Annotated in this window: 10 protein-coding genes; 4 read left to right on the forward strand and 6 right to left on the reverse strand. The window is 66.3% G+C overall.

The genetic code is table 11. From position 1 onward, the window contains the following. Positions 1–100 precede the first annotated feature (100 nt). Positions 101–2791: an aconitate hydratase AcnA gene (gene acnA / locus Q0L25_RS05535; protein WP_296612326.1), complete on the forward strand. Its 2691-nt coding sequence runs from the start codon at positions 101–103 to the stop codon at positions 2789–2791. A gap of 398 nt (positions 2792–3189) precedes the next feature. Here the strand turns inward: acnA and Q0L25_RS05540 are convergent, their stop codons facing one another. The 4 genes from Q0L25_RS05540 to Q0L25_RS05555 form a co-directional block, all read right to left on the reverse strand. Next, positions 3190–4881 (reverse strand): EAL domain-containing protein, encoded by a 1692-nt coding sequence (locus Q0L25_RS05540; protein ID WP_296612328.1) that lies wholly within the window; start codon positions 4879–4881, stop codon positions 3190–3192. A gap of 74 nt (positions 4882–4955) precedes the next feature. After that, positions 4956–5522, reverse strand: a complete 567-nt coding sequence (locus Q0L25_RS05545; RefSeq protein ID WP_296612869.1) for a Smr/MutS family protein — start codon at positions 5520–5522, stop codon at positions 4956–4958. A 25-nt stretch (positions 5523–5547) separates the two neighbouring features. Further along, positions 5548–6798: a murein transglycosylase A gene (locus Q0L25_RS05550; protein ID WP_296612330.1), complete on the reverse strand. Its 1251-nt coding sequence runs from the start codon at positions 6796–6798 to the stop codon at positions 5548–5550. A 264-nt stretch (positions 6799–7062) separates the two neighbouring features. Next, positions 7063–7710: a Tim44/TimA family putative adaptor protein gene (locus Q0L25_RS05555; RefSeq protein WP_296612332.1), complete on the reverse strand. Its 648-nt coding sequence runs from the start codon at positions 7708–7710 to the stop codon at positions 7063–7065. A 179-nt stretch (positions 7711–7889) separates the two neighbouring features. Here Q0L25_RS05555 and secB point away from each other — a divergent pair, with 179 nt between their 5' ends. From secB to trpS, 3 genes are read left to right on the forward strand one after another with little or no spacing between them, the layout of a single operon-like run. Continuing rightward, the gene (gene secB / locus Q0L25_RS05560; protein WP_296612334.1) at positions 7890–8405 is read left to right on the forward strand and encodes a protein-export chaperone SecB; all 516 of its coding nucleotides are present in this window, start codon (positions 7890–7892) and stop codon (positions 8403–8405) included. A 28-nt stretch (positions 8406–8433) separates the two neighbouring features. Then, positions 8434–10038, forward strand: a complete 1605-nt coding sequence (murJ, locus tag Q0L25_RS05565) for a murein biosynthesis integral membrane protein MurJ (RefSeq protein ID WP_296612336.1) — start codon at positions 8434–8436, stop codon at positions 10036–10038. 9 nt (positions 10039–10047) lie between these two features. Continuing rightward, positions 10048–11055 (forward strand): tryptophan--tRNA ligase, encoded by a 1008-nt coding sequence (trpS, locus tag Q0L25_RS05570; RefSeq protein WP_296612338.1) that lies wholly within the window; start codon positions 10048–10050, stop codon positions 11053–11055. Positions 11056–11276: 221 nt separating this feature from the next. On the opposite strand, the gene Q0L25_RS05575 is transcribed toward trpS, so the two are convergent. Together Q0L25_RS05575 and Q0L25_RS05580 are read right to left on the reverse strand one after the other, a co-directional pair. After that, on the reverse strand, positions 11277–11981 hold the full coding sequence (locus Q0L25_RS05575; protein WP_296612340.1) for a hypothetical protein: 705 nt from the start codon (positions 11979–11981) through the stop codon (positions 11277–11279). After that, the gene (locus Q0L25_RS05580) at positions 11982–13196 is read right to left on the reverse strand and encodes a toxic anion resistance protein (RefSeq protein WP_296612342.1); all 1215 of its coding nucleotides are present in this window, start codon (positions 13194–13196) and stop codon (positions 11982–11984) included. Positions 13197–13199: the final 3 nt, after the last annotated feature.

Here is a 13199-nt window from a genome sequence, read left to right on the forward strand (position 1 = left end):
CCGTCCGGGCGCGCCCGCGCGGGACGCTCGCCTTTTCAGGCTACAGCGCCCGCCTCCCCGCCGCGCCCGCGACCGGCCCTACAGGGAAAGGACCCTTTGAATGACCGCTATCGGCCAGGACACGCTCGGCACTCGCGACACGCTCTCAGCGGGCGGCAAGAGCTACGATTATTTCTCCCTGGCCAAGGCGAGCGCCAAGCTCGGCGACATTTCCCGCCTGCCTTTCTCGATGAAGGTGTTGCTCGAGAATCTGCTGCGCTTCGAGGACGGCGTGACCGTCACGCCGGAGGATTGCCAGGCGATCGTCGATTGGCAGAAGAACCCGGTCGCCCCGGATCGCGAGATCCAGTACCGCCCGGCGCGCGTGCTGATGCAGGACTTCACCGGCGTGCCCTGCGTGGTCGACCTGGCGGCGATGCGCGACGCGATCACCAAGCTGGGCGGCGACGCGGCCAAGATCAATCCGCAGGTTCCCGTCCACCTGGTCATCGACCACTCCGTCATGGTCGACGAGTTCGGCACGCCCAAGGCGTTCGCCGATAACGTCGACCTGGAATATGCCCGCAACTTCGAACGCTACGAGTTCCTGAAATGGGGATCGAAGGCGCTCGACAATTTCTCGGTGGTGCCGCCGGGCACCGGCATCTGCCACCAGGTCAATCTGGAATATGTGGCGCGCGGCATCTGGTCGTCGACCGAGAGCGGCGAGCATGCCAAGGGCAATGCGGCGATCGCCTATCCCGATACGCTCGTCGGCACCGACAGCCACACGACGATGGTCAATGGCCTGGGCGTGCTCGGCTGGGGCGTCGGCGGGATCGAGGCTGAGGCGGCGATGCTCGGCCAGCCGGTGTCGATGCTGATCCCCGAAGTGGTCGGCTTCAAGCTGACCGGTGCGCTTAAGGAAGGGATCACCGCGACCGACCTGGTGCTGACCGTCACCCAGATGCTGCGGCAAAAGGGCGTGGTCGGGCGCTTCGTCGAATTCTACGGCCCGGGCCTGGACAGCATGACGCTGGCCGACCGCGCGACGATCGCCAACATGGCGCCGGAATATGGCGCGACCTGCGGCTTCTTCCCGATCGACGACAAGACGCTCGATTACATGCGCCTGACCGGCCGCCCGGCCAAGACGATCGCGCTGACCGAGGCCTATGCCAAGGCGCAGGGCTTCTGGCGCGAGGCGGGGGCGCCCGATCCGATCTTCACCGACACGCTCGAGCTCGACATGGGCGAGGTCGTCGCGTCGCTCGCCGGGCCGAAGCGCCCGCAGGACCGCGTCAGCCTGAACAAGGTCGACGAGGTGTTCAACGGCGACCTCAGCAAGCTCTATCACAAGGAGCGCCCGGCGCGCGTCGCGGTCGAGGGCAAGGATCATGACGTGGGCGACGGCGACGTCGTCATCGCCGCGATCACCAGCTGCACCAACACCTCCAACCCGTCGGTGCTGGTCGCCGCAGGTCTCGTCGCGCGCAAGGCGCACGAAAAGGGCCTGAAGCCCAAGCCCTGGGTCAAGACCAGCCTTGCGCCCGGATCGCAGGTGGTCACCGACTATCTGGTCAAGTCGGGGCTGCAGGCCGATCTCGACGCGATCGGCTTCAACCTGGTCGGCTATGGCTGCACCACCTGCATCGGCAATTCGGGCCCGCTGGCAGCACCCATCTCTGCCGCGATCAACGAGAACGACCTGGTCGCCGCCTCGGTCCTGTCGGGCAACCGCAATTTCGAAGGCCGCGTGTCGCCCGACGTGCGCGCCAACTTCCTGGCCTCGCCGCCGCTCGTCGTCGCCTATGCGCTGAAGGGCACGGTGACCGAGGACATGGTCGAGACCCCGATCGGCCAGGGCAGCGACGGCAACGACGTGTTCCTGAAGGACATCTGGCCGACCAACCAGGAAGTCGCCGAGACGATGGCCGCGAATATCGACCGCGACATGTTCGAGAGCCGTTACGGCGCGGTCTATGAGGGCGACGAGAAGTGGCGCGCGATCGACGTGCTCGGATCGGACACCTACACCTGGCGCGCGGGATCGACCTATATCCACAACCCGCCCTATTTCGAGGGCATGGGGATGACCCCGGCACCGGTCGCCGACATCATCGAGGCGCGGCCGCTCGCCATCCTGGGCGATTCGATCACCACCGACCACATCTCCCCGGCCGGATCGATCAAGGCCGACAGCCCGGCGGGCACCTTCCTGCAGGAGCATCAGGTCAGCCGCGCCGACTTTAACTCCTATGGCGCCCGCCGCGGCAATGACGAAGTGATGGTGCGCGGCACCTTCGCCAACATCCGCATCAAGAACGAGATGGTCCCCGGCGTCGAGGGCGGGATGAGCCGCTATGACGGCGAGGTCATGCCGATCTACGACGTGGCGATGAAGTTCAAGGCCGAGGGCGTGCCGATGGTCATCGTCGCGGGCAAGGAATATGGCACCGGATCGTCGCGCGACTGGGCGGCGAAGGGCACCAATTTGCTCGGCGTTCGCGCGGTCATCACCGAGAGCTTCGAGCGCATCCATCGCTCGAACCTGGTCGGCATGGGCGTGCTGCCGCTGCAATTCGCCGACGGCGTGACGCGCCAGACCCTGGGCCTGACCGGGGACGAGACCTTCACCATCCGCAACGTCGCCGGCCTGCGCCCGCGCCAGGATGTCGAGGTCGAGCTGACGCGTGCGGATGGGTCGAAGGAAACATTCCTGACCCGCTGCCGGATCGATACGGTCAACGAGCTCGAATATTTCCTCAACGGCGGCATCCTGCAGTTCGTGCTGCGGAAGCTGGCGGCGTAAGCGAACCAAATCCTCCCCAAGCTTGCTTGGGGAGGGGGACCAAGACGCAAAGCGGCTTGGTGGAGGGGCCGCAGCCGCGCAGCGGCGAGGACGGGATTTGCCCCTCCACCACGACGCTGACGCGTCGCGGTCCCCCTCCCCCAGACAAGCTGGGGGAGGAGTTAGGGTGTACTGCGCCGTCGCCCGCGCGGCAGTAACGGGCCCCGCCCCCTTAGTTCGTCATGCCGGACTTGTTCCGGCATCCAACGAGCCGCGGAGCTTCGGCCTGTGGCGCTTTGGACCCCGGCACAAGGCCGGGGTGACGGTGGAAGTTGGGGATGGCTTTGGGAGTCGCCGCAGTCGCTGGCGACCGGCGACACGCCCTCCCTAGCCCCTCCCTTGCAGGGAGGGGAATGAGGTCACCGTACCGACACCACCGCTTTGCCGCGAGGACCGGTAGCGTTGCGCGACCACGCCAGGAACGCCTGCTCGTCCATGGGCTGCGCGACGGCATAGCCCTGGATGACGTCGCAGCCGATCACGCGCAGCATTTCCGCCTGGTCGTCCTGTTCGATCCCTTCGGCGACCGCCTCGCAGCCCAGGCCGTGGATCAGGCCGATCACCGATTGCGCGATCAGTCGGGCCTCGCGGCGCGTGGCGACATGTTCGACCAGGCTGCGGTCGAGCTTGATGCGGTCGATCGGCAATTGGCGCAGGCGCGACAGGCTGGAATGGCCGGTGCCGTAATCGTCGATCGCGATCGTCGCCCCGTCGGCGCGCAGCGCCGCGATCGCCTCGATAACGTCTTCCGAGCAATGCATCGCCAACGTCTCGGTGATCTCGAGTTCGAGCAGGCGGGCGGGTGCGTCCGCCGCCAGCATCGCCTCGCGCAAGCGGCGAAAGAACATCGCATGATCGAGCTGGCGCTGGCTGATGTTGATCGCCAGCCGCTGTTCGACGCCCAGATCGGCCCAGCGGCGGATCGTCTCGGTCACGCGGGCGGCAACCCATTCGCCGATCTCGACGATCAGCCCGGTCTCTTCGGCGCGGGGCAGGAAGCTACCGGGCAGCTTGACGCCGTCGGTCGGGTGTTGCCAGCGCAGCAATGCCTCGGCGGCCACGATGCGGCCATCGGTCAGCGACACCTGCGGCTGGTAGACCAAAGTGAATTGATCGCGGTCGACCGCGGTGCGCAGGTCGATTTCGAGCTGGGCGCGATCGGCGAGTTCGGCGGCCAGTTCCTCGGAGAAATGCTCGGCACGGCCGCGGCCGGTCGCCTTGGCATGGTACATCGCGGCGTCGGCGGCGCGCATCAGGTCGTGCAACGTGGTGCCGTGACCCGGCCGCATCGCGATGCCGATCGACGCGCCGATCTCGATCTCGGCTCCCGCAATGTCGAACGGCTCGGTCAGCGCGAACAGCACCCCGCGCCCGATCCGCGTGGCTTCGCGCGCGTCGTCGAGGCGCGGGAAGAACATGGTGAATTCGTCGCCGGCCAGACGGCCGATCAGTGGCTTGTCGCTAACCTCATCGATCGAAACGCTGTCGGCGACCGCGCGCAGGCGATTGGCGACCATGCCCAACAGCATGTCGCCGGTGGCATGACCCATCGTGTCGTTGACTGCCTTGAAGCGATCGAGATCGATGAACAGCAAGGCGGCGATCTGGCCGATCGGCATCTCGGCGAGCTGACGCTCGGCCGATCGCCGGAAATGGGTGCGGTTGGGCAAGGCGGTGACGGGATCGAACATCGCCAGCCGGTGGACGCTGTCCAGGTTCGCCGCGACTTGCTGGAACAGGCCGTGCATCGCCTCCGCGAGATGCGGGACGGCGGCGCCGATATCCTCCGGGATCGGGCTGTCGAGATCGCCATGCGCCGCCTTGGCGATGCGGGCTATGGCGGAGTCGATCGCCGCGGCGGTCGACGCGACCGAGCGCTCGGCGGCGGCCCAGGAAAGAACCGAACAGACGATCGCCGGGATCAGCGCGCGGCCCATCGTGTCGGCGCTGAGCTGGCCGTGCGAGGTCGCCAGCAAAGCGAGGATGAACACCACCGCGCCGGCGCACAGTGCGAATACGATCGCCCGGCCTTTCAGCGATGCTGATTCCATTGCGCCCGAACAATCCCTGTCTGGTGGGCTGTCGAAGCGCCCCCGTTTGAAGACAGCAATGTGACCGAAAAGGGTTAAGAAATTCGCCCCCCACGGGGTCTGCGCAGCACGATATAGAGTGCGCCCGACCCGCCATGACGCGGGTTGGCACCCCTGACGGCGGCGATCGAGTCGGCATGGCGCGACGAATGCAGCCAGTCGCCGACCGCCGCGCGGATTGCGCCGCGCGCGTGCGGCCGCTCGCTCTCGGGCCGTGGCGGCTTGCCGGTGATCAGCAGGATGACGCGGTCGCCGCGGGCGATCGAGCGGCCGAGCGCGTCGTCGAGCATGGCGTAAGCGGAGTTGAGCGTGTGGCCGTGGAGATCCACCGTCGCATCGGGCTGAACCATGCCGCGCGACAGGCGCTTGTCCCAGCTGCCGTCGAGGGTCGTGCCGGGGGTTGGCGCCACCAGAACGGCCTTGGTTTTCTTAAGCCCCTCCCCTTCAGGGGAGGGGTTAGGGGTGGGGCGGGACCTCGTAGAGGGCGTCGCCTGCGACTCCCCCACCCCAACCCCTCCCCTGAAGGGGGGGGGCTTTTCTGCCTTTTCCTGCTTCCCTGGCTTCGCCGCCTCTCGCCCCGGCATCGGCTTCACCGTCGCCATCACCCGCGCCCACAGCGCGCGTTCCTCAGCGCTGAGGCGTCGTTCCACTCCCGCCTCCCTGCAGGCGGGCGAGCGTGCCGACCGGGACGAGCAGGAAGGCGGTGCCATGGCCGGACATGCCGCCGGCGATCGCCTCGGCTTCCTTGCCCGCGCCCCAGAAGGTGTCGACGCGGTTGGCGCCCTTGATTGCGCCGCCGGTATCCTGCGCGATCCACAAACCGGTCGCGTCGGTGCGGTCCATCGACAGGAAGATCGGCGCACCAAGCGGAATGAACTTGGGATCGCTGGCGACCGTCACGCCGCCGGTCACCGGCAAGCCCATCGCGCCGAGCGGCGGGCCGTCGAGCAGGCGGAAAAAGACGTAGCTCTTGTTGGCGCGCATCACTTCGCGGCCTTCGTCGGGATGCGCGCGCAGCCAGGCGACGATGTCCTGCATCGTCGCGTGCCCCGGCTGGAGCATGCCGCGGTCGCGCATCAGCGCGCCGATGCCGGTATAATCGCGGCCATTCTGGCTGTCGTAACCGATGCGGAAGGTCGATCCGTCGGGCTGGCGCACTTCGCCCGATCCCTGGACCTGAAGAAAGAAGAGCGCGACCGGATCGGCCGCCCAGGCGATGATCGGTGCCTGGGTCATCGCGCCCGTCTCGATCTGGGTGCGGTCGTAATAGGGAACGAGGTTCTTGCCGTCGACGCGGCCGCGGATCGACTTGCCCTTGAGCGCGTCGGAGAATTTGCCGAGATCGACGTCGATCAGGTCGGCCGGGCGGCCATAGATCGGCACTTCGTAGCCACGACGACGTTCGCGCGACCCTGCGATTTCGGGGATGTAATAGCCGGTCGCGAACGCCTTGCCGTCGCCGACCTGGACGGTTTCGAAATTGGTGGCGAAGAAGTCCAGGGCGTCACGGTCGCTGGCCGATTGCGCGGCGTTGCAGGCCGGGGCCCAGTCGGCGCCGCGCGTCAACCCCGATTGGTCGGTGCGACGGACGAGTTCGCGGCAGCTCAGGCGAAAGGCGGCGAGCGCGCGGGCGGCGCGCGTTTGGCCGATCTCCAGGCTCGACACCGCCGGTCCCGCGACGACGCCCGCTCCTGCCGCATTCGCGCCGGCCGGGACAATGGTCGGATTGGCCACGGGCGGAAGCGGCTTGGCCGGGGTTGGCTTGCGCACCGGTGCCGGCGCCCCGGCGGTAGTCGACGGCGGCACGATCCGCCCACCGCACGCCGACAACAGCAGCGCCAGGCTCGTCATTACGATCAGCTTGCGCGTGCTATCCATTTCGAAACCCCCGTACCGACCCGATCCGTTGCTGAACCATTTCGGGTAATGGCGGGACTAGGCGCGCGAAACAAGCTCGCGGCGATCACGAAAATCCGATCTCCCCTCCCTGCAAGGGAGTGGATTAAGGGGTGGGTGCAGCGTCGGGCGAGGCTCGATGCCTTGTCCGATGCTGTTTTGCGAAACCGCCGATGAGTCTTTGAGCGCGCAGACGCGCGCACCCACCCCCAGCCCCTCCCTTGCAGGGAGGGGAGCAGGAAACGCTCACGCCTCGTCGGTGTCGGCCAGCTTCCAGTCGGGATCGCCGCTCCTGAGCGGGCGCGAGAAGGTCCAGACGTCGTGCGTCTCGACCGCGTCGGTCAGCGATCCGGCGACGACATTGCCCTCGGCATCGCGCGTCACCGCGGCGATATCGGCGTCGAATGCCACCGTCACGCGCGCGACCTTGTTGTCGACCGATGCGTCGGTGATGACCGCGCGCTCGATCGTCACCAGCCGGTTGTCGAGCACGTGACCGGCTTCCTTGCGCGCCTGGATCGCCTCGACAAAGGCGTCGCGGACATGGTCTTCGGTCAGCCAGCCGAGCGTTTCCTCGTCACCCTTCCAGAAGGCTTCGAGCACCATGCGATAGGCGTTCTTGGCGCCGTCCAGGAAGCCGGCGACGTCGAACGAGGGATCGGCATGGATCACCGCGCGCAGTCCGGTTTGCGCCGCGCTTTCGATCGTGCGCGGACCGGCATCGCGGAAATCGGGGCGCGGCTCGGCATTGCGGGCCAGGGTCAGCGGCGGGCCGGGGCGTTCCTCGGCGGGATTGCGCAGCACGGGCTCGTGCCCGGTCCGTTTGCCGAGCACGGCATACAGACGCAGGCCCAGGAACAGGGCAACCATGGCAAGGATAACGATATAAACCACCGGGCCTCCAGTTTGACCGCCTTGCAACATAGGCACAAGAAACGCGCTATTCAAATGTTCCCGTATGCGACCCGCCGTTGAACTGCCACGATCCCCCTGCTAGTCGCCGCTCACTTCGCGCGAGCCCAGGGGCCTCACCCCACGCGAAATACCCATTCAAGACGAGAAAGCAGCTACTCATGGACGAACAGGACATCACCGGCGCGACCGACGCCACGCTCCCCAACGGCGCCGACAACGGCCCGGCCATCGGCATGATTTCGCAATATGTGAAGGACCTGTCGTTCGAGAGCCCGACCGCGCCGGCGGTCTTCAGCTCGGAGAATCAGCAGCAGACGCCGCAGATGGACGTCGAATTCGGCATCGGCACAAGCCAGGTCGGCGACGAATTCCACGAAGTCACGCTGAAGATCGAGGTCCGGGCCAAAATGGGTGACCAGACCGCGTTCATCGTCGACCTGACCTATGCCGGCCTGTTCGGCGCGCGCAACGTGCCCGAAGAGCATCTGCGCCCGTTCCTGCTCGCCCAGGCCCCTACCCTGCTGTTCCCGTTCGCGCGCCGCATCGTCGCCGACGTGACCCGCGACGGCAATTTCACCCCGCTGCTGCTCGATCCGATCGACTTCGGTACCTTGTACCAGCAGCAGCTCGAAGCGCAGGAACAGCAGGCCGAAGGCGTCGTAGGCAACGCCTGACGCTCGCCGGTCCGGCGGGGACAAAAAGATGAATCTGGCGAAATCGCTGGGATCGGTCGGCGGGCTGACGCTCGTCAGCCGCGTCCTGGCACTCGTCCGCGATACGTTGCAGGCGACCTATGTCGGCGCGACCTTCGCGTCGGACGCCTTCTTCGTCGCTTTCCGCCTGCCCAACATGTTCCGTGCCTTGTTCGCGGAAGGCGCGTTCTCGGCCGCGTTCATCCCGATGTTCAACCGCAAGGTGGCGGAAAAGGGTGAACTGGCCGCCGGAATCGCTTTTGCCGAAGCGGCTTTGTCGGTTCTTTTTCCGATATTGGCGGTGCTGACGGTGGTCATGCTGATCGCGGCATGGCCGATCACCATGGGCCTGTCGGGCGGCTTCACCCATCAGCATCCGACCCACGACCAATTGGCCTTTGCGGTCGAATTGTCGCGCTGGACGATCCCGTATCTGATGCTGATCTCGCTGGTCTCGCTGTTGGGGGGAATTCTCAATTCGCTCAACCGCTTCTGGGTCAATGCGGCGGCGCCGATCCTGCTCAACATCTCGATGGTCGCGGCCTTGTGGTTCTTCCACGGCAAGGGGGCGGAAGCGACGCTCGAGACCGCCCGCGCGCAGGCGATCTCCGTCACCGTCGGCGGTGCGCTCCAGCTCGCCTGGCTGATGTTCGCCTGCCGCCAAGCCGGTGTCAGCCTGCGAATCCGCAAGCCCGTCATCAGCGACGACATGCGGCAATTGCTGAAACTGATCCTGCCGGCCGCGATGGGCGCCGGCGCGGTGCAGGTCAATCTGGCGATTTCGAGCTCGCTGGCCGGCGGTCTGCTCGACCAGGGGTCGATCTCATATATCTATTATGCCGACCGACTGAACCAGCTGCCGCTGGGGCTGATCGGCATCGGCCTCGGCACCATTCTACTCCCCACCGTCTCGCGCCTGCTCTCGACGGGCAAATATGACGAGGCGATGGAGACGCAGAATCGCGGCATCGAGCTCGCGCTGTTCCTGACCTTGCCGGCGACGGTCGCGTTCATGGTCAGCGCGCAACCGATCATCCGCGGGCTGTTCCAGCACGGCGCCTTTACCGCACAGGCGACCAGCGCCAGCGCCTGGGCACTGGCCGCTTTCTCGGTCGGCCTGCCCTCCTACGTCCTGGTGAAGGTACTCACTCCGGGCTTCTATGCCCGGGAGGATACCAAGACGCCGGTCCGCTATGCGATGATCTCGGTCGCGGTGAATCTGGTCGGCAATCTCATCCTGATCCCGACGATCCACCATGTCGGGCCGCCGCTCGCGACGGCGATCTCGTCCACGGTCAATGTCGGCATGCTCTATTGGACGCTGAGGAAGCGCGGACATTTCGTCACCGATGCCCGGCTGCGCCGCCGCGTCCCGCGCCTGCTGCTCGCCGCGATCCTGATGGGCCTGGCGCTCTGGGCGGCCGAACGTTTCGTCGACCCCTACCTGACCGGAAGCCTGATCCGTCGTGCCCTTGGCCTCACCGCGCTGGTATCGGCAGGCGGCGCGGTGTACGCGGTCGCCTGCTTCGTCACCGGGGCCTATCGGCTCAGCGACCTCAAGGCATTGCTCGGCCGCCGGCGTCCGGCCAAGGCGACGGGCCAGGAACAACTTTAAGGGATTCACATGCGCGTCGTTTCCGGCATCCAGACCACCGGTCGCCTTCACCTCGGCAATTACCTGGGGGCGATTAAGCAGTGGGTGGCGATGCAGGACCAGGTCGCCGAAGCCGGCGGCGAGTCGATGTACTTCATGGCCGATCTGCACGCGCTGACCGACCGCGTCGCGCCCAGGGAACTGGCCGACAACACGATCGAGATGACCGCGACGGTCCTCGCCGCCGGGCTCGATCCCGACAGGTCGATCATCTGGAACCAGGCGCGCGTGCCGGCGCATAGCGAGCTGACGTGGCTGCTCAACAACGTCGCGCGTGTCGGCTGGCTCAATCGCATGACCCAGTTCAAGGACAAGGCCGGCAAGGACCGCGAAGGCGCCAGCGTCGGGCTGTACGATTATCCCGTGCTGATGGCGGCGGATATCCTGCTCTACAAGGCGACGCACGTGCCGGTGGGCGACGACCAGAAGCAGCATCTGGAACTCACGCGCGACATCGCGACCAAGTTCAACAGCGACTACGGAGTGGAAGTTTTCCCGCTGCCCGAGCCGATGATCAGTGTCGCCGCGCCGCGCATCATGAGCCTGCGCGATGCGACCGCCAAGATGTCCAAGTCGAATCCGTCGGACATGACGCGCATCAATCTCAACGATTCGGACGACGAGATCGCGCAGAAATTCCGCAAGGCGAAGTCGGATGCGGAACCGCTCCCCGAGGCGGTCGAGGGGCTGGAAGAGCGGCCAGAGGCGCGCAACCTGGTGACGATCTATGCCGCGCTGGCCGACATCGCGCCGGCCGAGGTGCTCGCCCAATATGGCGGCCAGGGCTTCGGCCAGTTCAAGCCGGCGCTCGCCGATCTGGCGGTGGCGAAGCTCGGGCCGATCCGCGATCGGCTGATCCGCCTGCTCGACGATCGCGGCGAGGTCGTGCGGGTCCTTGAGCGGGGCGCCGAGCGCGCGCGGGCGATCGCAGGGCCGGTGCTGCGCGAAGCCCAGGACGCGATGGGGTTGCAGCTGTAACTTGCTACTCTCCCTCTCCCCTTGTGGGCGCATCAGGTCGGTCATGCCCCCGGCGTGACCTAAACAGCGCGGGGCGCTGTTTACCTGATGCGGGAGGGAGCCGCGAAGCGGCGGAAGGGTGAGGGGGAGTGACGAGCGATGTCGCCTGTGACGCCCCCTCACCCTTCCCACGCCTTCGGCGCGGGCCCCTTCCCTCTCCCACAAGGGGAGAGGGAAATTGATCAAACCGTGCTCTTGTCGCCCTGATACTTGATCTCGAGATAGCGCCCGCGCGTCGACAGCGCGTCGAGATCGCCTTGCGCCAGCTGCGCCGCCATCTCGTCGATCTCGCGGCCGATCACGCTCAAGCCTTCGACCAATTGCTGGTCGGGACTCTTGCCGTTGCGCTCGACGCCGCGCAGCGCCGAGGGGACGCGTTCATAGCCCTTGATGAACTCGGGCAATTGCTCGCCGACCAGCTTGCGGATTTCCGCCGCTGCGGGCTCATTCTCGTCGAGCCCGGCCAGCTGCGGGGTCAGCGCGTCGAGCTTGATCCCGATCTGGTCGACCAGGTTGATCGCCGGCGCCGGTAGAGCCGGACGCTGTGCATCGAGCCAGCGCCCGGTCTGCGCCGGCAGCGCCTTCAGATCGACCTGGCGCAATTTCTCGAAGGTGGGCGCGCGCCGCGCCGGGGTTGCGAGCAGCACCATCGTCGCGACGACCATCGCCACGATCATCAGCAGGAAGCCAAACATGCCGATCGGCCCGACCACGAGGCCGAACACTACGGCCAATCCGACGATCGCCGCATCGGCGATCGCCGCCCGCGTCAGCCGCTGGCCGACGTCATTGACCCGCGCGCTCCGCCCGGGGCCGGCGCGATAGCGTTCCGAGGTCCGGTCGAGCGTCTCGCGCGCCCGTGCGATCACATCGTCGGTAGAGGACATTTACACCGCCTCGAGCTTGAAGCTGTCGGCCTGCGGACCCTGCAGCGCCGCCTGCGACTGGCCCTCGGCGCGGGCAATATAGCCCTTCGACTTCTCGACCTCGGTGGACAGCGTGTTGACCGTCGTCTTCATCGAATCGAGCGCCTTCATCTTGAAGGCGTCGATCGCGTCCATCGTGTCGTAGATATTCTGGAACGCGCGCTGCAACGTCTCGACCGGAATGGTCGACGCGGCCGCCTGCTCATGGATTTGCGCGGTCTGCGACTTGAGCAACTGGCCGGTCGAATCGATGATGTTGGCCGTCGTCGTGTTGAGCTGCGTGATCTGCTCAAGCACCAGTTTCTGGCTGGTCAGCGCCTGCGCCACGGTGACCGCGGTGCGCAGCGCCGAGACGGTGGTCGTCGACGCACGGTCGACGCCCTTGATCAACTCGACATTGTTCTTCTTGACCAGATCGAGCGCCAGATAGCCCTGTACGGTCACCGCCATCTGGGTGAGCAGATCCTGCGTCCGCTGCCGCGCATAGAAGAGAGCGCTTTCGCGCAACGCCTTGGCCTTGGCCGGATCGGTCGCGTCGAGATCGTTGGCCTTGTCCTCCAGCTTCTGATCCATCGTCTTGGCGAGATGGATCATCTGTTCGAGCCGGCCCATCGCCGCCCACAGATTGGCGCGTTCGGTCTCGATCGCGGCATTGTCCATCAGCAATTCGTCCTTGCCCGAGGCAAGGCTCTTGAGGATCGCCGAAATGTGCGTCTGCGACGATTTATACTTGTCGAAATAGGTGTTGAGGCCACCGCCGAAAATCTTGTCGAGCAGCCCGCGCCCACCCGTCAGCAGCTTGCCGTTATTGCCCGGATCGAGTTTTTCGATCGTCTGGCGCAACTGGATCAAGTCGGCGCCGACGCCGGTGTCCTTGTCCATCGCGCGCACCGGGCGATCGAGGAAGCGGTTCGATTGCGACGCCGCCTCGCGGATTTCCTTTTGCCCCATGCTGGTAATCGCATCGACGCGCTTGCCGAATTCGGGCGAGTCGACGTCCTGCGCCACGAGATCGTCGACGAAGGCGTCGACGCGGCGCTCGAGTTCGCTCCGCTTGGCGTCGTCGACCGGCACCAGCCCCGCCGCCTTGGTCGCGGATACCGCGGCAACCGGCTCGGGAGGCGTCAGCACCAGGTCCGGTTCGGCCGTGACGGTTTCGGTCGGAGTCGTCGCCATTCT

Source organism: Sphingomonas sp., assembly GCF_024508665.1.
Lineage (GTDB): Bacteria > Pseudomonadota > Alphaproteobacteria > Sphingomonadales > Sphingomonadaceae > Sphingomonas.